29 protein-coding genes are annotated in these 22,821 nt (G+C 57.9%); 10 read left to right on the plus strand and 19 right to left on the minus strand.

Features of this window, described 5'->3' with window-relative positions; translation table 11 throughout:
* The coding region (locus AC6BYQ_RS25225) for a fimbrial protein (RefSeq protein ID WP_498057686.1) at positions 1-386 on the minus strand (386 nt) is incomplete at its 3' end.
* 404 nt (positions 387-790) lie between these two features.
* Between AC6BYQ_RS25225 and AC6BYQ_RS25230 the strand changes: the two genes are divergently transcribed.
* Positions 791-1,498 carry a winged helix-turn-helix domain-containing protein gene (locus AC6BYQ_RS25230; RefSeq protein WP_498057687.1) on the plus strand — a complete coding sequence of 236 codons (708 nt, stop codon included), beginning with the start codon at positions 791-793 and terminating at the stop codon, positions 1,496-1,498.
* A gap of 39 nt (positions 1,499-1,537) precedes the next feature.
* On the opposite strand, the gene AC6BYQ_RS25235 is transcribed toward AC6BYQ_RS25230, so the two are convergent.
* From AC6BYQ_RS25235 to AC6BYQ_RS25275, 9 genes are all read right to left on the minus strand, one after another.
* Positions 1,538-2,020, minus strand: coding sequence for a FidL-like protein (locus AC6BYQ_RS25235; RefSeq protein ID WP_498057688.1), 483 nt, complete (start codon positions 2,018-2,020; stop codon positions 1,538-1,540).
* Positions 2,004-2,768, minus strand: a complete 765-nt coding sequence (locus AC6BYQ_RS25240; protein WP_498057689.1) for a winged helix-turn-helix domain-containing protein — start codon at positions 2,766-2,768, stop codon at positions 2,004-2,006. The genes AC6BYQ_RS25235 and AC6BYQ_RS25240 overlap by 17 nt, the downstream gene beginning before the upstream one ends.
* Before the next feature lie 153 nt (positions 2,769-2,921).
* Positions 2,922-3,917, minus strand: coding sequence for a S1C family serine protease (locus tag AC6BYQ_RS25245; RefSeq protein ID WP_498057690.1), 996 nt, complete (start codon positions 3,915-3,917; stop codon positions 2,922-2,924).
* A 276-nt stretch (positions 3,918-4,193) separates the two neighbouring features.
* Positions 4,194-4,877, minus strand: coding sequence for a fimbria/pilus chaperone family protein (locus tag AC6BYQ_RS25250; protein WP_498057691.1), 684 nt, complete (start codon positions 4,875-4,877; stop codon positions 4,194-4,196).
* 23 nt (positions 4,878-4,900) lie between these two features.
* Entirely contained in the window at positions 4,901-7,267 is a 2,367-nt protein-coding gene (locus tag AC6BYQ_RS25255; protein ID WP_498057692.1) for a fimbria/pilus outer membrane usher protein, read from the minus strand.
* Between the two features lie 81 nt (positions 7,268-7,348).
* A complete protein-coding gene (locus tag AC6BYQ_RS25260; protein WP_498057693.1) occupies positions 7,349-7,987 on the minus strand; it encodes a DUF1120 domain-containing protein in 639 nt (212 codons plus the stop codon).
* Positions 7,988-8,034: 47 nt separating this feature from the next.
* Complete coding sequence (locus tag AC6BYQ_RS25265) at positions 8,035-8,673, minus strand: DUF1120 domain-containing protein (protein ID WP_498057694.1); 639 nt, start codon at positions 8,671-8,673, stop codon at positions 8,035-8,037.
* 167 nt (positions 8,674-8,840) lie between these two features.
* Positions 8,841-9,458 carry a DUF1120 domain-containing protein gene (locus AC6BYQ_RS25270; RefSeq protein ID WP_498057695.1) on the minus strand — a complete coding sequence of 206 codons (618 nt, stop codon included), beginning with the start codon at positions 9,456-9,458 and terminating at the stop codon, positions 8,841-8,843.
* Positions 9,459-10,095: 637 nt separating this feature from the next.
* Positions 10,096-10,548 carry a GNAT family N-acetyltransferase gene (locus AC6BYQ_RS25275; protein ID WP_498057696.1) on the minus strand — a complete coding sequence of 151 codons (453 nt, stop codon included), beginning with the start codon at positions 10,546-10,548 and terminating at the stop codon, positions 10,096-10,098.
* A gap of 100 nt (positions 10,549-10,648) precedes the next feature.
* Here AC6BYQ_RS25275 and AC6BYQ_RS25280 point away from each other — a divergent pair, with 100 nt between their 5' ends.
* Positions 10,649-11,383: a class I SAM-dependent methyltransferase gene (locus tag AC6BYQ_RS25280; RefSeq protein WP_498057697.1), complete on the plus strand. Its 735-nt coding sequence runs from the start codon at positions 10,649-10,651 to the stop codon at positions 11,381-11,383.
* A 70-nt stretch (positions 11,384-11,453) separates the two neighbouring features.
* On the opposite strand, the gene AC6BYQ_RS25285 is transcribed toward AC6BYQ_RS25280, so the two are convergent.
* Entirely contained in the window at positions 11,454-11,954 is a 501-nt protein-coding gene (locus tag AC6BYQ_RS25285) for a GNAT family N-acetyltransferase (protein WP_154747707.1), read from the minus strand.
* Between the two features lie 85 nt (positions 11,955-12,039).
* Between AC6BYQ_RS25285 and AC6BYQ_RS25290 the strand changes: the two genes are divergently transcribed.
* Positions 12,040-12,966 carry a LysR substrate-binding domain-containing protein gene (locus AC6BYQ_RS25290; RefSeq protein ID WP_198637333.1) on the plus strand — a complete coding sequence of 309 codons (927 nt, stop codon included), beginning with the start codon at positions 12,040-12,042 and terminating at the stop codon, positions 12,964-12,966.
* Here AC6BYQ_RS25290 and AC6BYQ_RS25295 read toward each other — a convergent pair.
* Positions 12,961-13,476 (minus strand): DUF1543 domain-containing protein, encoded by a 516-nt coding sequence (locus AC6BYQ_RS25295; RefSeq protein ID WP_063919941.1) that lies wholly within the window; start codon positions 13,474-13,476, stop codon positions 12,961-12,963. The genes AC6BYQ_RS25290 and AC6BYQ_RS25295 overlap by 6 nt on opposite strands.
* 120 nt (positions 13,477-13,596) lie before the next feature.
* On the opposite strand from AC6BYQ_RS25295, the gene AC6BYQ_RS25300 reads away from it, so the two are divergent.
* Positions 13,597-13,779 carry a GDFGVC terminal motif YodC-like protein gene (locus tag AC6BYQ_RS25300; RefSeq protein WP_019452265.1) on the plus strand — a complete coding sequence of 61 codons (183 nt, stop codon included), beginning with the start codon at positions 13,597-13,599 and terminating at the stop codon, positions 13,777-13,779.
* A 32-nt stretch (positions 13,780-13,811) separates the two neighbouring features.
* Here AC6BYQ_RS25300 and AC6BYQ_RS25305 read toward each other — a convergent pair whose 3' ends face one another.
* Together AC6BYQ_RS25305 and AC6BYQ_RS25310 are read right to left on the minus strand one after the other, a co-directional pair.
* Positions 13,812-14,090: a GNAT family N-acetyltransferase gene (locus tag AC6BYQ_RS25305; RefSeq protein WP_004928983.1), complete on the minus strand. Its 279-nt coding sequence runs from the start codon at positions 14,088-14,090 to the stop codon at positions 13,812-13,814.
* A 1-nt stretch (position 14,091) separates the two neighbouring features.
* Positions 14,092-14,322, minus strand: a complete 231-nt coding sequence (locus tag AC6BYQ_RS25310) for a (4Fe-4S)-binding protein (RefSeq protein WP_498057712.1) — start codon at positions 14,320-14,322, stop codon at positions 14,092-14,094.
* Between the two features lie 192 nt (positions 14,323-14,514).
* On the opposite strand from AC6BYQ_RS25310, the gene AC6BYQ_RS25315 reads away from it, so the two are divergent.
* A complete protein-coding gene (locus tag AC6BYQ_RS25315; protein WP_019452262.1) occupies positions 14,515-14,928 on the plus strand; it encodes a DoxX family protein in 414 nt (137 codons plus the stop codon).
* A 50-nt stretch (positions 14,929-14,978) separates the two neighbouring features.
* Here the strand turns inward: AC6BYQ_RS25315 and smrA are convergent, their stop codons facing one another.
* Complete coding sequence (gene smrA, locus AC6BYQ_RS25320) at positions 14,979-15,551, minus strand: DNA endonuclease SmrA (protein WP_154747714.1); 573 nt, start codon at positions 15,549-15,551, stop codon at positions 14,979-14,981.
* A 185-nt stretch (positions 15,552-15,736) separates the two neighbouring features.
* On the opposite strand from smrA, the gene AC6BYQ_RS25325 reads away from it, so the two are divergent.
* Positions 15,737-16,072 carry an MbeD/MobD family mobilization/exclusion family protein gene (locus AC6BYQ_RS25325; RefSeq protein WP_099784257.1) on the plus strand — a complete coding sequence of 112 codons (336 nt, stop codon included), beginning with the start codon at positions 15,737-15,739 and terminating at the stop codon, positions 16,070-16,072.
* A 67-nt stretch (positions 16,073-16,139) separates the two neighbouring features.
* Complete coding sequence (locus AC6BYQ_RS25330) at positions 16,140-16,586, plus strand: DUF1198 family protein (RefSeq protein WP_019455567.1); 447 nt, start codon at positions 16,140-16,142, stop codon at positions 16,584-16,586.
* A 27-nt stretch (positions 16,587-16,613) separates the two neighbouring features.
* Here the strand turns inward: AC6BYQ_RS25330 and AC6BYQ_RS25335 are convergent, their stop codons facing one another.
* The 3 genes from AC6BYQ_RS25335 to AC6BYQ_RS25345 all read right to left on the minus strand — a co-directional run bounded on the left by AC6BYQ_RS25335 (position 16,614) and on the right by AC6BYQ_RS25345 (position 19,222).
* The gene (locus AC6BYQ_RS25335) at positions 16,614-16,952 is read right to left on the minus strand and encodes a DUF2002 family protein (protein WP_019455568.1); all 339 of its coding nucleotides are present in this window, start codon (positions 16,950-16,952) and stop codon (positions 16,614-16,616) included.
* Between the two features lie 102 nt (positions 16,953-17,054).
* Entirely contained in the window at positions 17,055-18,227 is a 1,173-nt protein-coding gene (locus AC6BYQ_RS25340; protein WP_019455569.1) for an MFS transporter, read from the minus strand.
* A gap of 98 nt (positions 18,228-18,325) precedes the next feature.
* Positions 18,326-19,222 (minus strand): LysR family transcriptional regulator, encoded by an 897-nt coding sequence (locus tag AC6BYQ_RS25345; RefSeq protein WP_498057698.1) that lies wholly within the window; start codon positions 19,220-19,222, stop codon positions 18,326-18,328.
* A 105-nt stretch (positions 19,223-19,327) separates the two neighbouring features.
* On the opposite strand from AC6BYQ_RS25345, the gene AC6BYQ_RS25350 reads away from it, so the two are divergent.
* Together AC6BYQ_RS25350 and AC6BYQ_RS25355 are read left to right on the plus strand one after the other, a co-directional pair.
* A complete protein-coding gene (locus AC6BYQ_RS25350) occupies positions 19,328-20,710 on the plus strand; it encodes an MFS transporter (protein WP_063919949.1) in 1,383 nt (460 codons plus the stop codon).
* Positions 20,707-21,087: a DUF4440 domain-containing protein gene (locus tag AC6BYQ_RS25355; protein WP_063919950.1), complete on the plus strand. Its 381-nt coding sequence runs from the start codon at positions 20,707-20,709 to the stop codon at positions 21,085-21,087. The genes AC6BYQ_RS25350 and AC6BYQ_RS25355 overlap by 4 nt, the downstream gene beginning before the upstream one ends.
* Positions 21,088-21,282: 195 nt before the next feature.
* On the opposite strand, the gene asr is transcribed toward AC6BYQ_RS25355, so the two are convergent.
* Positions 21,283-21,633 (minus strand): acid resistance repetitive basic protein Asr, encoded by a 351-nt coding sequence (gene asr / locus AC6BYQ_RS25360; protein WP_004928953.1) that lies wholly within the window; start codon positions 21,631-21,633, stop codon positions 21,283-21,285.
* A 199-nt stretch (positions 21,634-21,832) separates the two neighbouring features.
* On the opposite strand from asr, the gene AC6BYQ_RS25365 reads away from it, so the two are divergent.
* A complete protein-coding gene (locus tag AC6BYQ_RS25365; protein WP_498057699.1) occupies positions 21,833-22,801 on the plus strand; it encodes a nickel/cobalt transporter in 969 nt (322 codons plus the stop codon).
* The last annotated feature ends 20 nt before the right edge of the window (positions 22,802-22,821 follow it).

Below are 22,821 nucleotides of genomic sequence, written 5' to 3' on the forward strand. Positions count from 1 at the left end.
CCGGAGCCGTCGGTGATGGCCACGGCGGCGCCCTTGGCGTTGCCGGTGATGCCCAGCAGACCGTTGTTGGCCTGGGACTCCATGCCGGTAAAGGTCAGCGCCACTTTGTTTTTCTCCAGAGCGCCTTGAGCGTTAGTTGAGAACGTACAGTTCTCCAGATCGATGGAGAAGTTGCGCGGGGTAGACTGGCCGCCGTTCAGCAGCGCCACCTTGGAGATCTGACCCAGCTCAACGGTCTGGTCCACAGCTTCAGGTGAAATAGAGCACGGCGCATCGATAATCGAGCCGGTGAAGGTCACTTTACCGTGGCCCTGGTCGGCCGCGAATGCGCTGGAAGACATGCCAAAGGCAACCACTGCCGCCATCATGATGTTATTCAGTTTCATAGTTCTTACATTCCTTAGTAAGTAAAAAGAGTTAAAAGCAACTGCCTTTTATCTGCAGACAAAACGTTCTTCACTAATATTTATCAGCGCAGGTTTTTCTCTGCCGCCGGCCATCAAACCGGTGAGAACAATCTACTACCCAGAAAGCAATCATGGAATATAAAACTGAATATTAATATAAATTAAGGATATGTATATCGCAAAATAACAAAAAATAGATTTTAATGCCAAATCAGATCAAAGATTACAGTCACTGTAAATAAAAAAACCGACTGACTTACATTTAATTAAGCAATTAAAAGCACAAATTAAGAATATTCTAATTTACCGACAGGCAAGGTAGTTGAAAAAAAAGCTGACGAGCCACATTATTAATACCGGACGAACTATTTACAGGGAACAAGATGAAATACATTATAAATAATGCCATCATCTATGATGAGCGTAAGGGAACGCTGTCACGCAGTAAAAAAGGTGACAAAGAAATCGTTTTATTAAAGCCGGCACAGAGGTTGCTTTCACTGTTTATTGAAAGCAATAATGAAATTGCGGAAAGGGAACGCTTACTGGACGAGGTGTGGAACAATCACGGCCTGACGGCCTCCAATAATAACCTGAGCAACTACATCTCGGGGTTACGTAAAACGCTGGCGCAGCTGGGGGAAGAGGATATTCTGGTCACCTATCCGCGGCAGGGGTTTAAATTCGTTGCGGAGTCGGTAGTTGTGTTAGCGGATGAAAACGCCAATAATTCGCCTGATGCAAACCGCCTGACGCTGAAAGGGAAAATAAAACGCATAAAACCGCTCGCCCTGTTGCTGGCCTGCTGCCTCGTGGCGATCGGCGGCGCGGTCTATCACTATACGGCGAACAACGATCTGAGTTTTATCGGCAAATATCATAGCTGCAGCATCTTCGCCATCGACAGCACGCAGGATATTTCATCGGCCAGGCGGCTGCTGAGCGAGTTCGACTACGATTGCGGCAGCGACGCCAGCGTATACTTATACAACCAGGTGAACGATAACGACGGCGACACCACCTCAGCCATGATGACCTACTGTCTAAAACAGGGGGGCGCGCCCTGTAAAACGGTCAACCTGAAACAATGACGCCGGCCCCCGCAGAAGGGCCGGTACAGCAGGGGGGTGTTAGCGGCGGTTACAGATAAAGTTCGGGGAGTGATTATCGGCAAAAATATATTGCTTATCATTGACCTTTTCGACCGTAAACAAAATATCTTTCCCAACGACGGGAAACAGGCTGTCCACGACGGCGTTGTCACTGTCGTCTTTTGGGCGCCGGACAATGCTGGTTGGGCGCAGTAAAAATCGCCCCTCACTCGCGCTATACTTCATGTTGATGGTTCGCGCGAGGGTAAAGTGACGGTTATTGTATGTCGCCGTACCATTGATGATAAATGCGCTTTCCCGATCGTTGATGTTAACAATGCTGATAAAAATCACCCGCGACAGAGATAAATCGCCGTCATGATACTCCGAGCGAATCACCGCATTGCACTCCGGCATTATCGGGGTGAAAAAACGCAGGTATAAACCGGTAAGAATAAGCGCAACGCCAAGCGCGCTCACCGCCATCAGCAACAGCCTTCTCGTTCTATTTTCTGAAGACATACACATTCTCGCAAGCTGCGCTGATATTCCCTTGCGTTTTAGGGCAATAGGCAAAGAAAGTCGCTAACGAATGTAAAGCGCTGAGAACCAGCGCGCCGCCGTTGTAATAATAAATCGTCGCCGGCTTTTCACAGCCAAACCCGTTTGCCGCGATGTTCTGCGCCACATCCTGAGAGGAGATGCTGGAACGCACCAGCTTATGGTGGCTGTTGATCATCTCGACATCGCAGTTGTTTATACGTTCGCCGGGAATGAATTGCGCAGTGGGAATTGAAACCTGACGCACCCCGGCGCCGAAGACCATCAACCCCAGGATAAAAACGGCCAGCGCCAGGCTCTCCCAAACATACTTTATGCGCCGTTTTTTTCCTGTGTCGGCCATGACGCTCACCCGCTTAACTACCGTATCATCAGCAGGCTCTTCCGTGCGAAAGACTCTCGCCTGGAGCTGAATGCCCTGTTTCGGCAACGTGACTAATACCTCATTTTCCCCCAGCTCAGAGAAAGCCTTGCGCAGCTGCGAAAGCGCGTTGTTCAGGTTATTGCCGGACTCGATCTGCCCATAGCTTCCCCATACGTGACTGAGCAAGAAGTCGCGACTCAACACTTTATTATCATTTTTTATAAATACTAATAGCAATCTGTTAATCGTCGCCGTTAGCGAGACTTTTGGCTGTTCATCATCAATAACGCAAAGCTCAGAGATATCTTCTCGATAAATTATTCTGTTGTTTATCACATAAGCCATAGCGCACCTCTTGTTGATCGCTTATATGATATCACAACGCAATATTGATAGGAATATTCTTACAAATAAACGAAAAAGCCATTGAATACACTGAGTTACAACACAGTAAAAATCAATATAAAACCCACCATTCCTGTCAACCAAGCAGAGCCTTCACTCATTTTGACAATCATCAACCACCACGCTAGAAACAAATTTTTCACTGTTTCTTTCCATTATGATATCAATAACACGGCCTGGTGGCGTCTCGGCAAAAATATTCAGCGCCTCTTGTGCATTATTAATGTTATTTCCTGCTACAGTAGTTATAACATCACCTATCGTTATCCCCGCTTCACTCGCCGGCCTTTTATTTTTCACCCCGGTGACCGTAACCTGATATTTTCCGCCAATATGTTCGCTGGAACGACTGACATTGGCGGCCTCCACCCCAATGCAGCCGCGAATCACTCTGCCATCCGCAACAATTTTTTGCATCACGTTCTTCACCAGCGGCGCCGGCAAAGCAAAGCTGATGCCAGCCACGCTGTTCAGATCTTTGTCTACCGAGAAGACCGACGTATTCATACCGATCATTTCACCGAATGAATTCACCAACGGCCCGCCGGAATTACCTTTATTGATAGGCGCATCGGTTTGAATAAATGTTTGCCTGCCGATAACGCCGAAGCCGCTGCGGCCAATCGCGCTGACAATGCCATGTGAAACCGAACCGACCAGGTTGTAAGGATTGCCAATCGCCAGAACAAAATCGCCAACCTTGAGCTTGTTACGATCGTTAATACGGATCGGCGCCGTTCCCGCCGGCTCTATCTTCAATACCGCCAAATCGGTCAACTTATCGTAACCGACAAGGGTCACCGGCCTTATGCTCGCATCGCTCAACAGAGCCACGGTAGTTTTTATTCCATTGACCACGTGATAATTCGTCACCACATGCCCCACCCGGTCCATAATGACGCCGGTCCCTAGCGGGCAACCATAATCACCACCATTACAATCCTTAGAATATATATATACAACGGATGGTAATGCATTCTCTATCGCCTGGCTCAAGGATAATTCACGGCTCCCCTGCACGCTCAGGTTATCGAAACATTTAAAATAGATAACGCTGGCCGCTACGCCAATAAGAGCGCCAATTAACATATGAGTCATCCTGTTATTCATCGCGCCCTCAATGTGACGAAATCATTATTATCAGAACATTCTTCATACCGAAGATAAAATGCGCTGACAAGAAAAAGTTCATATCATCACGGCCGGCAGCGCCAATGGCAACTCGGAACAGACCATCATGTACGCGTTGACGCAGGAACTGCTGTGGGAAAAAGCATAAGAAGTGCTACGGTTAAACCGCAGCAGCGAGAAAGGCCCAGCCAAATCGCCCGTTGGCTCTCACCGGGCGATTTGGCCTTGGTCATATTATTTCACCGCCAGCGTGACGGCCTCCTGCTTGAAGCCGTAGCGGCTCAGCGGCGTGATCACCACCGATGTCGGCCGGCCCTCTACCGCCAGCGTCTGCGTCTCTCCGGCCATCAGGTAGTAGTTGTTCAGCGTCGCCATCTTGCCCGACGGCTGCAGCGCCAGCTGCGGCGCCAGCCGCACCACGTGCTGGCCGGCGTTGGTTATCGTCAGCCGACCGTCCGCCGCGCTCAGCTGCAGGTCGTCCCACGGCGTCTTGCTTACCGCCACCGATTTCGGCTGCAATATCAGCCCGATGCTCTGGCGCACCGGCATGCGCGCGCTGTTGTCCACCGCCTGGCCTATGCCCTCGAACGACGCCTTCAGCATCACCTCATGCGGCAGCACCGTGCCCGGCTTCAGTACGAAGTTCACCTGCTGGCTCTGCCCCGCCTCGATGCGCGCTATCGGCGGCGACAGCAGCACCGCCTTGCTGAACCCTTTGCCATCCAAATCCTCCACCTTCGTCGCCAGCAGTATCGGCTCCGATGAACCGTTCCGGATGCTGAAGTTCACCCGCCCCGGGTTCTCCTCCAGCACGATGCCCATGCTCTCCAGCTGAAACGACGCCCCGGCGGAGTGCGCCAGCCCCAGCGCCAGCCACACCCCACCCAGCCATTGTGCCAGACTCCGTTTTATCATCATGCTTGCTCCTCTCTTTTCATCCGTTATGGGGCCTGGCTGCCCGCCGCACGGCAGACGCCATCCCCCTCTTCGTACAGCACCGACGGATCGAACGCCGCCGGTACCGCGTAACTCACCACGCATTCGTTCATATTCAGGCGCCGCACCCGCAGCGCCTTGCCGATATCGTCATTCACCAGCATCAGATTGCCCTCGCCTATCAGCGTGCCCAGCAGTTGCCCCCGCTCGTCATGCACCGACGCCCCGGTCGGCAGCGGCGTCCCGTTCTCATCCCGCAGGGTCAGCAGCAGCTGGCGCACTTCGGTCACCCGAAAGCGCCGCTCCGCCACCGTGCCGCGCGCCAGCTCAAACGCCGCTTCGGTGCTGTCCAGCCGCAGGTTCAGCGGCAGCGACAGCGTATCGACCTGCGCACGCAGCGGCAGATAGGGCATCAGCGCCGGCAACAGCGCATCGCCGGCGAAATCCGTGATGCCGCTGCCGCCACCCGACACGCTGACGCCGGACTGCCCCGGCACCTTCATCACCGCGAAGGTGTCGCCGATGCGCTGCGGCGACGTCACCCAGGTGCCGTTGGCCACCCCCAGCCCGCCCGACGACGACAGCGACAGCGAGCGGCTGCCCTGCCCGCTGCGCGAGGCCCCCAGCGCCAGCCGGGTATAAGGCGTCTCGCCGCTCAGGCTGCCGGCGGTCTGATAGTCGCCATCCGCATCCCGCGTCACGTCCAGGTAACCGTTCAGCCGGTCGCTTACCGGCCCCTGCCAGCTGCCGCCCAGCGTCATTTGATTGTTGCGCCGCGCCTGCAACCGGCTGCTGAGGCTGCCCGCGCCCCAGGGCAGGCTCAGCCCGGCGTAAACCGCCGCGCGGTCATAGGCGGAAGACTGCAGGTTGACGCTCAGCGTCGCCCGCCCCAGGCTGATGCCGTACGCCAGCGCATGCGTCCAGCTGCGGCGGCTGTCGCGGTAATAACGCTCGTGCGACAGCGAGTAGGTCAGTGCGCCGGCGTTCAGGGTGCGCCAGGAGAGCGCCAGCCCGCCGCTGTAGCGCAGCCGGGTCGCTCCCGCGTCTTCCGCTGCGGGCGAATTCAGCGCTTCATCCGCCTCCCGAAAGCCTTCGGTGCGGTACTGCGACGACAGCGACAGCGCCAGGTTTTGCCCCAGCGCCCGCTGCCCGAGCACCTCCAGCTGCGCCCCCCGTTGCCGGCCGCGGGTGAAAATCGCGCCGGCCGACAGCCAGTTGCCGTCGGCATCCCCCCGCGTGCCCTGCCATCCCAGCCGCTGGTAGGTCCGCGCCAGCAGCCCGCCCGCCGTCATCAGGCCGCCCCGCTCATCGCGGAATGCCTTCTCGCCCAGCAGCAGCGCCGGCGGCGAGGCGCCATCGCGGCCGGCGCCGTAGGGCCGGTAACGCCCCGCCGCCAGCCGGTAATCGCCGCTCTGCCCCGCCGGGTCGCCGCTATCGGGCGTCACCGTAAAGCGCTGCTGCCGCCCGTCGGTTTCGGTCAGCGTCACCTCGGTCTCCACCCCGGCCATCACCGGCCCCAGCTCGCTCAGCGAAAACGGCCCGGCCGGCAGCAGGGTGCGATACATCACCTGCCCGCGCTGTTTGACCTCCAGCGTCGCCGGGCTCGTCACGCTGCCCTGCAGTGGCACCGTCAACACCGCGCCGCGCGCGCCGGTATCCAGAGAGGCCAGCTGCCCGCCGCTGAGCGGCACGTTGCCGCTCAGCGCGCCGCCGGCGCTGAACTCGCCGAGCTGAACAAAGGCGCCCCAGGCGGGAAAATCTTTGGTCGCCGAGGTCTCGTACACCTCAAGCCGGCTGCCGCGCTCGTCGTTGCTGTAGTTTGAGCGATTGCGCAGCACCCAGTTGCGCAGGTTGATGCCCGGCTCCAGCATCGCCTGCAGCGTCTGCTGATTGCCGTAGCGCCCCTGGCGGCGGTTGCCGTACAGGTCATAGTTCAGCAGCAGCGCATGGCCGCCCGACTGTTCGGTGCGCAGCTTGTCCGCATCGAACGCCACTTCCGGCAGGGTGATTTCCACCCGAAAGGCGCCGGGAAACGGCCGCACCGTCGCCTGCGGCCAATGCGCGTCAAAACGTTCGCAGGCTCCCGGCGGCGGCACGGCCCGCAAACGCAGCGTTTCCGCCAGCCGTTCATCCAGGCAAAGCTCACCCTGCGCATCGAAACGCACCTCTTCCTGGTAACGCTGCGCGGCGTTGACCTCCAGCGTCACCCGATGCACGCCCGGCAAAAACCGGGCGGTAGTGAAAAATTCGGCGATATCCGCGTTGTACCCCAGCTGCGCCAGGGTTTTGACATCAAATCCGGAGGCAATGGCTTTCGTCATCGGCCAGACCAACAGAAACAGCAGCACCGATGCCCTTTGTCTTATAGACACGTCATCTTCTCGGGGTTAATTCAGGAGTTGGCAGGTTCAGAAAAAGGGGGAGAAGCTCCCCCTTGCGCTATCCATCAGGCATTAGAGTCCGAAACCGAACTCCAGCGTGGTGGAGCCGTCCAGGTTGGTATCTTCGCCGATGCCGCCGTGCATATCGCCGCTTTTGGCCAGGAAGGCTTCAACCAGCAGTTGCACAGTGAAGGTCTTGCCGATGGCCAGCGTATTGCCGGAGAGCTGGGCCCAGCCGGCCCGTTTGCCATGTTCAAGCTGTACCGAAGCTGAGGGTCCCGAGATCGTGCCGTCTTGAGCCACGAACATATTCACGGTTCTGCCATCAACCTGAGGAAAATAGGCAGTGATCGCATAAAAACCCAGTTTGCCGGTATTGTTGATACTGCCGAGACCGAAGGTTTTGCCCGCTTCGCTGGCGGTGCCCAGACGGTTATCGATCACATTGAAGGTCATCGGCGTTTCAGCATCGCATTTCACTTCCATAGTGCCGCCGCCTTTTGTTCCTAAACTGACGGCGTTGTCTTTATTGATCCGCATATGGCTGATACTGCCGTAATCGAAGATCCCGTCATTGGGCAGCGACACTTCGCAGGTCGGCGCCACCAGTTCCCCCACCACTTTGATTTCCGCAGTCGGGCCGGCGGCCTGACTGCCGCCGGCGACCAGCAGCATCGCAGCCGCCATCATGCGCAACGTAAATTTATTCATTATTCGGCTTCCTTATATCGCTACAGTCCAAAAAAACCTTCAGGCACTCAAATGCCGTACGCGAAACTGAGCGTGGAAGAACCATCCAGTTTTACGCTGTCGGTGATCGGGCCATTCATGTCTTTGGAAGAAGCCAGATAAGGTTCAACCTCAAGCACTGCACGGAAACTTTTACCGCTGTTTTGCACATTGCCGCCTTTGCCCCAGCCGACGACGTTGCCTTTATCAAGATAAACGGAATTGGCCGTGGAGAAGGTCGTGGTGCCTTTTTTAACGCTGTATAACGCAGAAGGCGTGGCGTTAACCGCCGCACTGAACACGTTCACCTTGTAATATCCGAGCTTGCCGGAACCATTAACGCTGCCCAGGCCAAAGTGGGTGCCGCCCGCGGTGCTGGCGCTGCCTTCACGGTTATCGACTACGGTGAAGTTTAAAAAGGTATCGGCTTCACAAATAATGGCGAGTTCTTTTTGCGACTTGCTCAACGCCGTGGCAGTCGACGTGTTGATCAACGTATTCGACAATTTCCCCAGATCGAAAACCCCGTCATTCATGATGGTCACCTGGCAAGACGGCACCGCCATCTGCCCTTTGACTTTCAGTTCCGGCGACATGGATGCGGCAGTCGCGACATTCGCCATCAACATCATTGAGGCGATGCTTGCAGAGATTACTGTTTTTTTCATAATGAATTATCCATATTCATAGTTAATACTTGCCCTGTTTAAAACCGAAAACAGGACGTTTGGCGGAGATAAAATCCCCTCGCTCATTCACGCTCACTGCGATTAGCCGTAATGGCCTCAGGCAATGCAGAAACGGCATGCGGTATTGCTTTTTGTTTTTTTATTATTCAGAGCCCAAATACGAAACTCAGCGTTACTGAGCCGTCCAGCGCCGTTTTGTCGGTCACCGGTGTGGCGGCGGTCAGAACGGGCGTGACCGAGATATCCATGGTATAGGCGCGCCCGGCGACGCGCGTCGCATCAGGCTGCAGCCATTCGGTGCGCTCGCCGGACCGCAATGAAACCGCAGCGCTCGGTAATGCGGTGGTTGAACTGCGTGAACGCAACAGCGCCGGCGCGCCATTTACGCTGGATTGAGTCAGGCCGAGCATGAAATAGCCGATAGGCAGCCCATCCGGCGTGTTGCCCAATCCAAAATAGTGCAATGCCGGTTCGCTGCGGCTCGCCGCCCGATTGTCCGTCGGAATCAATGCCAGATAAGCATCACCTTCGCAGCGTATCTGCCAGGTTTGCCTCAGGGTCGGCAACAGCTGCTTGCCGCCACCAGAAGCATTGCCTAACACGGCACCATAGTCGTAAACGCCATTGTTGCCGGCAATAACGGAGCATCCTGAATACTTTATTTTTCCTGAAACCTTTATCTCGGCCGAAGGCGCAGCGATAAGTTGGGCGGAGAAAAACACCCACAGGGTAAAGGCCCCTGCTTGCAACACTTTATTTTTCATTCCGATAGGCTTTCCATTCCATGAGTCCGTGCGTTTGCCGCTGCGCCAATAGGCTGAGCGGCAAAGTATTTCCCCTGCCGGTTATTGAGGCGCTAACGCTCACTTATTCAGGCCAGGACCAAAAGGTGCCACGGTGCCGGCGCCGATAAGTGAGCGGCCAATTTAGCTTCTCAATGGAAAAATTGAAATATAAAGCCAATTAACCGCGTTGATTTAGCACATGTACGAAAATAAATGACATTATGTAGATATTAATTACAAAAAAACGCAGCCGCGCCCTACAAAGCAGGAAAATCCCCCTGTGACAATCATCTTTAATTAGCAATCTCACCACAAGAAAAACAAATATAGAGAAGACTAAAGGTCATTAATAATAAATATATCCCTCTCATCGCAAACTAAAGGAATCCAATAATAAACAGAGCGAATAATCTATTTTATTTCAAATAAGATTAAATATGAGTCAGCAACCCATCAGACTATCAGCCCGTATAGGAAAGCCCAGCCGTCAGGCCATTGGCTTAACGCTTGCCGGCTGAAAACGGGGTATGGCCAATATCATCGGCCAAACCGGGAAGACTAACTGAACCCTCTTTCCGGCTCACCGTCAGGCCTGAGCAGAACAAGGTAGAGGGGTTTACAGCACCCGCGAATAGACCCGCGAAGCCTCGCCCCAGGGATGATACCCGAGCCCGTTATACACGAAACCGCTGCGCTCGTAGTACCCTTCCAGATCGGTACACAGGTGCAATTGCGGGAAGCCCAACCGGCGAGTTTCCGCCGCCACATGCTCAATCAGTTTGGCGCCGTAACCCCGGCCGCGCTGCGTTTCTTCTACGTAGAGCGCGCATAGCCAGGGATAGAGCTCGCCGCGGCTGATAAAGTCGTTGGTAATCAGCCCCGCACAGCCGAGGATCTGGTCATTTTCCATCAGCAGGTACCACTGCGGCAGCAGGTTAGCGGCGCCGATGCTGCGGTTGATGGCGTCTTCATACATCATCAGCGTCTCTGCCGTGGCCCAGTGCCGCTGAAAATAGGCAATGGCGCGCGGCGCCAGCTCGGGCGCTTGCCGCACCGAAATCATGTCCATCGTCATTCCTGTTATCGATATTGTCAGCGTAGAATTATGCCGCAATATGCAGAGTATGGCAGCGGCATTCCGCCGCCGTCATTCACCCCAAGGAGTCATCATGACGCAAAACATCTATGACAATCAGGCCTTCTTCGACGGCTACGCGCAGCTCAGCCGTTCGCAGCATGGCCTGGACGGCGCGCCGGAATGGCCCGCCATCCGCCGTATCCTGCCGGATTTACAGGGCAAAAGCGTGGTCGATCTCGGCTGCGGCTACGGCTGGTTCTGCCGCAGCGCGCGCGAACAGGGCGCCGCCAAAGTACTGGGGCTGGACGTCTCGGAAAAGATGCTGGCCAGGGCGCGGGAGATGACTGCCGACGCGGACATCGAGTATCGTCGGCAAGATTTGGCGCAGCTGCAGCTGCCACCGGAAAGTTACGATCTGGTCTACAGCTCGCTGACGCTGCACTACCTGGAAGATCTGGCCGCGCTGTTCGCCACGGTTTACGCCGCGCTGAAACCCGGTGGGCAGTTTATCTTCACCGCCGAGCACCCGATCTACACCGCCCCGGCGCAGCAGGGCTGGCTGACCGACGGCAACGGGCAGAAATCCTGGCCGGTCAACGGCTACCAACGGGAAGGCCAGCGCGTCTCCAACTGGCTGGCGGAAGGCGTCATCAAGCAGCACCGCACGCTCGGCAGCTATATCAATCCGCTGGCGCAGCAAGGGTTTATCATTGCGTATTTGAACGAATGGGGCCCCAGCGCGCAGCAAATCGCCGCTAATCCGGCGCTGGACGAAGAGCAGGAACGCCCGATGATCTTCATTCTTGCCGCCCGCAAACCCGCCTGATGCTTGCCTGATTTACCCGCAGTACACCATTAACACCGCCAAATTTGGGGAGGCCGCCTCCCCCCAACGGCTATTGCGCCGGCAGCGCCGCCCCGTGCGCCGCGAAGTGCGTCAGCGCCTCGCCCTCCATGCGATAGCGCACCCACTCGCCCTGCGGCTGAGCGCCGATGCTGAGGTAGAAATCGATGGCCGGTTGATTCCAGTCCAGCACGCTCCACTCCAGGCGGCCGCACTGCCGCTCGCACGCCAGCCGGGCGATGTGCCGCAGCAGGGTTTTACCGGCGCCCGCGCCGCGATGCTTCGGCGCCACGTACAGATCTTCCAGATAGATGCCGTTTTTACCCAGCCAGGTGGAGTAACTCATAAAGAACACCGCATAGCCCGCCGGCTCGCCGTTCACCGTACAAATCAGTGCTTCGGAACAGGCGCCCGGTCCAAACAGGCTGCGTTCGATATCTTCCACGCTGGCCAGCACCTGCTCCCGCGCCTTTTCGTACACCGCCAGCTCGATAATCATATCCAGAATCAGTTTGGCATCGCTTTTTTGCGCCGGGTAAATCTCAATGGTCATGGTGAATCCTGAGTGTATTGATGACTGTGCTTGCCAGCATATAGCGCCTCCAATACTGTATGAACTGCATTTTCATCAACAGGTAATGAATATCATGCATCTGGATTTGAAACGTCTCGATCTCAACCTGCTGCTGGTGTTCGAGGCGGTGTATCGGCTGCGGTCGGTGACGCGCGCCGCCGCAGAATTGGCCCTCAGCGCATCGGCGCTGAGCCACGCGCTGATCCGGCTGCGCAAGGCGCTGGCGGACGAGCTGTTCTACCGGGTCGGCAACGACATGCACCCGACGGTGTATGCCGACAGCCTGGCTCCTACCGTCAGCGAAAGCCTGGCGCTGCTGTCTAAAGGGCTGCATCCGCGCCCGCGCTTCATCCCCGCCGAAAGCCGAGAAAGCTTCACTTTCGCCATTACCGATTACACCGCCTTCGCGGTGTTTCCGGCGCTGATGGCGCAGATGCAACGTCTGGCGCCTGGGCTGTCATTTCAGCTGCGCTATTCCGAGCGCAAAGTGGCGCTGAACGATCTGCTGGCGGGGCGCATCGATTTCGCGCTGGGCTTTACCGAAACCGACGGCGAAAGCTACCCGGAGATCGACGAGGTGAGCTGGCTGGAGGATGAGTATGTGGCGATCTGTTCGCCCGCGTTCAGCGCAAGATACGGCGAACTGACGTTGGAAAATTACCTGCGGGCGCGCCATCTGGTGGTGACGCCGTGGAACGAGCAGCGCGGCGTCATTGACTATCAGCTCGACAAACTGGGGCTGCAACGCGATATCGCCATTCGCACGCCTTCATTGCTGGGCGCACCGTTCATCGTCGCCGACAGCGAACTGGTGATGAGCATGCCGCATTACGCCGCGCAAAAATTACGCCAGGCGGCGGTACTGGATGTCCACCCCCTGCCGTTTCCGGTGCCGTCGTATCAGATCAAAATCTACCTGCACCGTAAGAACGGCAGACCGGAGGCCTGCCGCTGGTTGCGGCAACAGCTGCAGGCGCTGGCGGCGTTATAACGCCGGTTCGCCGATCGGCAGATACCCTTGCCACAGCGGCCGGGCCGGCTTGCCGTGCGGGTTGGCCCGCAGATGAACGTGATAACCCTGCAGCGCCTGCAGCAGCAGGCAGTCGTCCACTTCAGCCAGATCATCCTTGTGTTGCTGCGCGCTGTCTCTCAGCAACACCCGCTTGGCCTTGTCTTTGGCCTCATCGGCGGAACGCGCCACGAACAGGCCGAACTGGTGCAGTTCCGCCAGCTCATCGCTGCGGTAACCGCCCACATTGACGAAAAACAGCTTCTCTTCACCGGCGAACGGCGCAGGTTCCAGGCTTACGTCGTAACCGTCTGCCCAGTCGATGCGCGCATAGCCGTCGACATGCACCTTGCGCTTGTCGCCAAACCACTTTTCACGCAGCAGCGGGTAAGCCTCTTCCGGCCGATCCGCCGCCGCAAACTGCACGTCGTGCAACTCAATATTGGCGCCCGGCGCCGTACCGCCCACATAAAACATCAATAATCCCGGCATGTTATTCTGCTCTCCTTGTTGATAATCGCTGTATAAATTAATACATAACGAAACATCTGCCAACGGCAGCGCCATTCTGTGTTATCAATAGATGAGGTTTAATCTGTTGTGGAGGAACGCATGGCATTCAATATCGGTGATTTTGTGCAACGCACCACCGGCGGCCCAAAGATGACCGTGGTGGCGATCGACGGCGAAACCCTGGTTTGCAGCTGGAATGAACTGGGTCAAGAGCAGCGCACGGAGGTGCAGGCCAGCGACGTGGCGCTGTACCACGAAGACGGCGATTTCGGCGTCTGCTGAATGACCGGGGCGCGCCGCGCCCCGTTATCGCCTCAGGCGCGAATGTCCTGATAGGCCGGAGTGGTATCGAACTCATGCTTGGCGAACGGGCACAGCGGAATGATTTTGCGCTGTTCCGCACGCATTTTCTCCACCACCAGCGCCACCAGCTTTTTGCCGACGCCCTGCCCCTTCAATGACTCATCTACCCAGGTGTGATCGATAATGGTCAGCTTGTCGCCGCTCGGCACGAAAGAGATCTCGGCGATCAGCTTGCCCTGCTCATCATTGATATAAAAACGCTTATCGTCTGCCAATATTTTATGATCCATATTATTTCTCCCTATATTTCAGTGCGCCGCTGGGACAGGTGTCGATAACGCGTTTCACCTCGGCCGGCTCGGCATTGTCCGGCATAATCCACGGGCGGCGGTTCAGGGTAAAAATAGCCGCGTTGCCGCGCACGCAGTTGGCGGAATGGCGGCAGATCGCGCTGTTAAAATAAACGTCAATCTTGTCGCCGGAATAACGGCGGTAACCGGTTGCGGTCAATTCCTCGTCCATCATGGCCTCACATTGCCTGTTTTATTGTTTTTGCTCCAGGCTCAAGTATAGGCAATGTCGCCGGCTTCACCACGCGTCTCGCTCACCGAAAAAAGAGGCGCAACCGCCCGCCGCCGCTAGAAAAAAACGTAAATTGATCTAATCTTTAATCAGCAAGACAACATAATTCCGACAGTGGCTAAGGAGTTCGAAATGGGTGATAGCTCAAAAGACGGCGTAATTCTGCTGTCCCGCATTCTACTGATGGTTCTGTTTATCATTTTCGGCTGGATGAAACTGGTCAACTTCGGTGCGACCGTCACGGCGATGGAAGGCTATGGCACGCCGATGCCTTATTTGGCGGCGATTATCGCCGTGGTGGTGGAGTTTATTTTCGGCATCGCGCTTATTCTCGGCCTGTTTACTCGCCCTATCGCGGTCATTTTCGCCCTGTATGTTCTGGGCACTGCGTTTATCGGCCATCCGTTCTGGAAGATGACCGGCATGGAAATGATGGGTAACGAAATCAACTTCTTTAAAAACATCAGCATCATTGGCGGTTTGCTGTTGCTGGCGGTGACCGGCGCCGGCCGTTATTCGCTGGACTATAAAATATTTAATAAATAATTCATCGATGGCCGGCGAGATTCGCCGGCCATTTTATTTGGATTATCCTTTCAACGGCTGCGCTTGGCGTGGCGCTCGAAGTTTTCCGCCTTGGCCTGCGCCGATTTACGCAGCGTGACGTAGCAGGCGCCCTCACCGCCGTCGCGGGGTAAGGCGCGGCAAAACGCCTGCACCTGTTCAAACTGCGCCAGCCATTTGGCGACGTAACTGCGCACGATATTCGGATGGCTCTCGTTCTGGCGCCCGCGGCCGTGTACGATCAGCAGCGAACGCAGGTTTTGCGCCTCCGCCTGCACGATAAAGCGAAACAGCGCCTGCCGGCTGGCTTCAACCGACTGACGCAGCAGATTCAGCGACGCCTGCGGCGGGTAACGGCCGTTGCGCAGCTTGTCCAGCACGCCCTGCTGAATGCCTTCCCCTTTGAACTCCAGCGGCTGTTCACAGGGGATCACCTCGAGAAAATCAGTGCTGAGGAAATTTTCTTGCAGCAGCCGCTGCGCTTCGCGCCGCGCGCTTTTGTCCGCCGTCTCCTGCGGCTTGAGGTACAGCGTCTGCCGCCCGCTCGCCAGCGGCACCACGTCCGCCATCGCCTGTTCAAAAAAGTCTTTTTCCTGCTCGCTCATGGTTCCACCTCTCTTGAACGGCAGCCTTTACGGCCGGGGATGGGGACGATTGTAAGACGCCTTGGCGCGGTTGCAAGCCGGGAATTGTCAGCGGCATTTGTCTCATTTGTCGTCAACGGGTGAGCTTGCGAGCAGTTTTCGCTATACTGCTAAGCCATCATTGAGTGCCGCAAAGGATCGAGCCCATGACAATGCGCGAGCTGGAAATCCAGTTTCAAAATGCGATGAATGAGTTGCAGAGCAGCTTCGAACGGCAACACCGCGAATGGCAGCAAAGCTACCAGGCGCTGCAGCAACTGCTGGAAGAAGCCAAACAGCGCGAAGCCGCGCTGCGGGCGCAGAATGAACAACTGGTGCGCAAGCTGAGCACCGCCAGCTCGGTGCCGGAACAGCATGCGCTGGTGAAGCAGATCAAAATGCTCGGCGCCCATCTGGATGCGCTGGCCAAAGACGCGGCCACCTTCAATCACCACCTGCGCCAACAGAGCGCGGTCGGTAATTTCAGCGGCGAACAGCATTGATAACAGGCGCTGTCGCACAGCGCCTCCCGCCCCTCTTCTGGCGTATTGAGAGTGTAATAAAGCCTAAATGACCTGGATCATCCTCGCCGCCCTGATCGTCGTATTTATTATCGGTTACCGCATTTTGACGTCCGACACCCGTAAAGCCATCGATTCGCTGGCCCATCTGCTGAGGGTCAAACCGATGCTGATCGAATCGATGATCCAGGAAATGGGCGGCCGCCAAAGCCAGACCTTTATCCGCATGCTGAACAACGGCTACACCGAAGAGATGCACCAAGCCGCTTACCTGCTGTTCATCTACCTGACGTTCATCAAGCAGGCGGATGACGAACAGATCGGCCAATGGCGCGATGTGCTGCTGCGCGCCGGGCTGTCGCCGGAGCTACACGCCGAACACACGGAAGCGGCGCTGTTTTACTTCGCCGAGCTGGATATCGATGCGTTTGAACTGGCGCAGTTCCGTCGCGCCTACAATGAACGTTTCAACCGCGAAGCATTGGCCCACGGCTGATAGCGTCCCCCTGGGGCGGGGGACCGATTACAGGAACATGCTGTAGAGGTAGCGCGACAGCGCTTCGCGCGAGCTGAAGCCGTGTGCGATGCCGTAACGCTGGTTCGGGGCGTCGCCGCTTAAATCCAGGGGAAACTCCAGATACTGTTCGCTGGTGCGCACCGGCGAGGTCGGCGTGGCGAAATGCACGCTTTTCTCTTTCAGCGCCGGGTGGATCACCAACGCGGTTCTGCCCATCCGCGCTTCGCGATTCACATACACATAGTGTGCGCCCTTGCGGTAGCCATAGGCCTGATCGGTGACATAATCACGCTCAAAGCCGGTATTCTCCAACACTTTAGCCACTTCATCCGGCCGTAAATACATCGATTCCTCCTCTCATTCTGGACCGCTGAGCGACCTTACCGTAATCATTCACCGAAACAATGATTTTCTGGGGAGGAATCCGGGTTTCAGACTATTCCTGACTCAGGCCCGACGCTGCTGCAACAGACGCAGAGTGAGCAATACTCCGAGCGCTACCAGCAGCGCCGCTGCCAAATAGATCGACGGCACGCCCGCTTGCCCAATCAACAGCCCGGCCAGCGGTCCTGTGATGCCCAACGCCAGATCGAGGAAGGCCGAATAGGTGCCGAGCGCCGTCCCCTGATTCTGCGGTGGCACCTGCTTCACCGCCTCGACGCCCAGCGCCGGGAACACCAGCGAAAAACCGGCGCCGGCCAGCAACGCACCGGTTTGCACCATCCAGGGCTCGCCGGCTTGCCAGATCAACAGCAGCCCGACGATCTCCACCAGAAACGACGCCAGCGTCACCTTCAGACCGCCGTGGCGGTTGATGACATTGCTGAAGATCAGGCGGATGCCGACGAAGGCGCAGCTGAACAGCGTCAGCGAAAACGCCGCGCCACTCCAGCCCTTGTCGGCGTAGTAAAGGGTGATGAACGTGGCGATCACGCCGAAGCCGACGGTGCCCATCGCCAGCCCCAGGCCATAGGCCCAGATACGGCCGAGCACCGCGCTGAAGGCGATGCGTTGCCCGGCGGCGATCGAGACGTCCGGTTTGCCGCTCGCCAACAGCAGCGCGACTGCAACCGCCAGCACGATCAGCGCCGCCACACCGGCCAATCCCCACTGCTGGTTCAGATATACGCCGAGCGGCGCACCGGCCGCCATTGCGCCGTAGGTGGCGACGCCGTTCCAGGAAATCACGCGCGCGGTGTGCATCGCCCCGACCCGGCCGATGCCCCACAGCGTGGAACCGGTGCTGGCGAAACTCTCGCCGACGCCGAGAAACACCCGCCCCACGCACAGCAGCAGCAGGCTGAGCCACGGCCAGCCGTCAACGCCGAACGCCAGCGCGTAAAACAGGCCGCTGACGCCGCAGCACGCCAGGCCGAACAGCACCACCTTCTTCGGCCCCAGCAGATCGGCGTAGCGCCCGGCGTGCGGGCGGCTGAACAGCGTGGCAAAGTACTGCGCGCTGATGATAAGTCCTGCCAGCACCGAGTTGTAGCCCAGGTGGTTATGCACGAATCCCGGCAGCACCGCCAGCGGCAGGCCGATGGTCAGGTAGCAGACGAAGGTGAACATCACCACGGACAGAATGCGTCGGTTCAACTGGAGGTTATTTTCTGCGGTCATCGAAGGTGGCTCGCATCGGACGAGGTAGACGAAGCTCTCCAGCATACCCCGATGGGATCTGATGATAAATGAGAGAGTGATAACGAATTATTATTTCGCTAACGGTTTGTCGCCACCCGTGCGCGCAGAAAATCGATAAACGCCCGCACCTTCTCCGGCACATGGCGGGTGTTCGGGTAGAGCGCATAGATGCTCTGCTCAGGGAAACGGTGATCCGGCAGCAACCGTTGTAGCCTGCCGGCATCGATTGCGGGCTGCGCCAGCCACGCCGGCAACAGCGCCACGCCGCCGCCATGCAAGGTGAACGCCAGCAATGCCGCAGCGCTGTCGCCGGTGAGCGTCGCGGCGTCCGCGACCTTGAACAGCACCGCTTCGCGCTGCGGCGTGACCACCTGCCAGCTGAGCGGCGAACTGAGCCGGCTGTGGGCGATCCACTGCGCCTGTGCCAGATCCGTCAGCGAATGGATCGGCCGGTCGGCCAGATAATCCGGCGCCGCCACCGGAAAAATGGCGAAGCTGTCGATCAAGGCCGCACGGTGGCTGGAATCCGCCAGTTGCCCCAGGCGGATCGCCACGTCGAAGCGCTCTGAGATCAGATCGGCATGGTAAGAAGAAGAGACATGCTGGATGCGCAGGCGCGGATGCTGCCGCGAAAACGCCGCCAGCGCCGGCACCACCACCTGCGCGCCATACTCCGGCGTGCTGGTGATACGCAGCACGCCGCTCAACCCATGATGATCGCGGCGCACGTCGTCCAGCACATTTTCCGCCTCCTGCAGCAGCTGCAGGCTGCGCTGGTAGAAACGCTCGCCGGCATCGGTCAGCGATAGCCGCCGGGTGCTGCGCGCCAGCAGTGAAACCCCCAGCTCGTTCTCCAGCTGCTTAACGTTAAAGCTCACCACCGCCTTGGTTTGCCCCAGCGCCACCGCGGCGGCGGTAAAGCTGCCAGCCTCCACCACCGCCGCGAAGATCGCCAGGCGCTGCAAATTCAGCATTTCGATGCCCTTATTGTCAAAATGATTTTGACAGTGTAATCGCCCGCCGCCGATTTATCCGCACTTTTCCCCCCGCTACACTGCTCGCCTTCAACCGGAGGCACCATGTCTTATCGCAGCAAAGTGGCAATCGTCTATCTGCTCGGCTTTTTCGTCGATCTGATCAATATGTTTATCGCCAACGTCGCCTACCCCGCCATCGGCCAGGCAATGCGGGCGTCGGTCAGCCAACTGGCGTGGGTCAGCAACGGCTATATTCTCGGTCTGACGCTGGTGATCCCGCTCAGCGCTTGGCTGGCGCAGCGCATCGGCGGGCGGCGGGTATTTATTCTTTCACTGGCGCTGTTCATGCTGGCCACCCTCGGTGCGGGCAACGCCGAGAGCATCGGTGCGCTGATCGGCTGGCGCACCCTGCAGGGCATGGGCGGCGGCTTGCTGATCCCCATCGGCCAGACGCTGACCTATCAGCTGTATCGCAGCCATGAACGCGCCGGGCTGTCGGCGGCCATCATGTTAGTCGGGCTGCTGGCGCCGGCGCTGTCACCGGCGCTGGGGGGCTGGCTCGTCGATCGGTTGGATTGGCGCTGGGTGTTTTTCGCCAACCTGCCGCTGGCGGCCTTGGCGCTGGCGCTGGCTGCGCTATGGCTGCGCGCGGAAACATCGGCGACGGAGCGAAAACCGCTCGACGCCACTGGCCTGCTGAGCGCCTGCGCGGCGTTGACGCTGCTGCTGCTCGGCCTGACGCGGCTCAGCGAAGCCGGTCATCAGGCTTCCGGCACGGCGCTGCTGATCGCCGGCCTGCTGGTGCTGGCCTATTATCTGCGCCATAGCCTGCACACTCCGCAACCGCTGCTGAACCTGCGACTGATCGGCGACCCGCTGCTGCGCAACGCCATGGCGGTTTACTTATGCATTCCCGGCCTGTTCATCGGCGTCAGCCTGGTGGCGATGCTGTATCTGCAAAACCAGCTGGCGATGCCCGCCGCTCAGGTCGGCGGCCTGATGCTGCCCTGGGCGCTGGCGTCGTTCCTGGCCATCACGCTGACCGGCAAAAGCTTTAATCGCCTCGGCCCGCGGCCGCTTTTGATCGTCGGCTGCCTGCTGCAAGGCGCCGGCATGCTGACGCTGGCGCAGATCGATCAGGCCGGGCAGCATGTGCTGCAGATCGCCGCCTTCGCCCTGATGGGGTTCGGCGGCAGCCTGTGCAGCAGCACCGCGCAAAGCAGCGCGTTCCTGCAGATCCCCGACGGCCAATTGGCGGACGCCAGCGCGCTGTGGAATATCAACCGCCAGCTCAGTTTCTGCCTCGGCGTGGCGCTGCTCAGCCTGCTGTTGAATCTGCTGCTGACCGTGTTGCCACCCGCAGCCGCCTACCGAACCTGCTTTATTCTGGCGGGCGCCAGCGTACTTATTCCGCTGCTGTTGTGCCTGCGTCTCGCCAACCGCGCCATCGTGCGCCAACTCAACGCTAAACAGGATGCTGTATGAACCCGTATTTTACCGAAGTGATCGACGCCCACATCGCCATTGAGCGCTGGCTGGGCAAAGGGGCTGGAGAGGAACAGGCGCTGCTGGCGCGCTTTACGCCGGATTTCAGCATGATCGCGCTGAACGGCGCCCCGCTGGATTTCACTGCGCTGTGCGCTTTTTTCCGCGCGCATCGCGCCGCCAAACCGGGATTGGAAATCGAGATAGAAGAGATGAAGCTGGTGGCCGAATGGCCGACGGGCGCGGTAGTCAGTTATCGAGAAAAACAGCGGTTGCCAGGACAAAGCGCCACCCTACGGCACTCCACGGTGGTGTTCGAGCGTCTGCCCGCCGCAATCGGCTGGCGACATTTGCACGAAACCGCTATGGCGCAGTAATCACAAAAAGCTGCCGGCCAAAAACAGTTCCCAGCCGACGATCACCCCGCACAGGGTCACCGCGCTGAAAATGACTTCAAACAGATAGCGATTGATCATCGTGCGTAGCCTCAAAAGAAGACACCCGGAAGAACCGGGTGTCTGAAATACGGGCTGGATCATGCGGAACCTTTCGGTTCCGCAAACATCACTTAATTAAGCTTTTTTACCGGCTTTTTTGTGGTGTTTTTTAGCGGCCTGAGCTTTCTGCACTGGCGCTTTTTTGTGGTGCTTTTTAGCAGCCTGGGCTTTCTGAGCTGGCGCTTTTTTGTGGTGCTTTTTAGCGGCCTGAGCTTTCTGGGCTGGCGCTTTTTTGTGGTGCTTAGCTTTCTTGTGGTGCGTTGCTTTAGCTGGCGCTTTTTCAGCAGCAGCCGCTGGCGCAGCGGTAGTGGTGGTCGCAGCTGGAGCAGTGGTGGTAGCCGGAGCAGTAGCTGCAGTATCAGCAGCGAAAGCAACAGAAGACAGACCCATAGTGGCAGCAACGATCAGCGCTAATACTTTTTTCATCTTTAAATCCTCAGAGTGTTGTTTCGGTAAGCTCCGGTGGAGCCGTTGAAACAGATACTAGTGGAATCAAACCGCCGTTTCCGTGAGTGATTGGTTTCGCCGAGTAACCAAATGTACAACGTTTGTGAATGGCGCTTGTGAACCCTATCGGCGGATATATGCTGTAGAAAGACGCCCTCGGCACAGGTCTGTTCAAGCTATGAAAACCGCCTCGTTGAAACACGCGCCCGGCCGCTACGTCGGCCAGGCCCTCGCCGGCCTGCTGCTGCTGACGCTGCTCTATCTGTTCGTGCGGCACTGGGCGGAGTTCGTGCAGTACTGCATTAACTTCCAGATTTACATGCACCGCTATCTGGTGCTCTATCTGCTGCAGCAGCGCAACCAGCAATACAGCGGCGGGCTGATGCTGACGCTGGCCAGCTTCGCTTACGGCTTCCTGCACTCCATCGGCCCCGGCCACGGCAAGTTCGTCATCACGACCTACTTGGCCACCCATCGCCAGCAGTTGAACGCCAGCCGGCTGATCACCCTATTGGGTAGCCTGATGCAAGGTGTCGTTGCCATTGTGTTCGTGGTGGTGCTGGCGGTGGCGCTTAACCTGTCGATGGGCGATCTCAGCCTCAGCCGTTACTGGGTAGAAAAAGGCAGCGCGTTATTTATCGCCGCCTTCGGCCTGATGGTCATCCTGCGCGCCGGCGGCTGGCGGTGGCGCCGTTCACCGGTCATCAAAGCGCTGCATCCGGCGGACCATCCGCATACGGCGGCATGCGAATGCGGCCACCGACATCAACCCAGCGCGGCCGAACTGACCGGTGGCTGGCGCAACGCCCTGTGGTTGATCGTCTCGATCGGCATTCGTCCGTGCAGCGGCGCGATCCTGATCCTGGTCTTCGCCAACGCCATCGGCATGTTCACCTGGGGCGTGATCTCCGCCATGAGCATGGCGCTGGGCACCGGGCTGTCGATCATGATCCTCGCCACGCTGGTGCACCACGCGCGCGAGCGCTTTCTGACCAGCCAACCCGGCCTGACGGGCTATTATCTGGCACAGGTTTCCCGCATCGCGGTAATGCTCGGCGGCGTAATTCTTATCCTGTTCGCGCTGGTGCTGTTTAATTCCGTGATCCCGGTCAGCGCTAACGGCGATTTCATCGCCGCCGGTTGTTAACGCCGGCGAATCGTCGTTTT

Source organism: Serratia sp. LTN-2, from assembly GCF_059740205.1.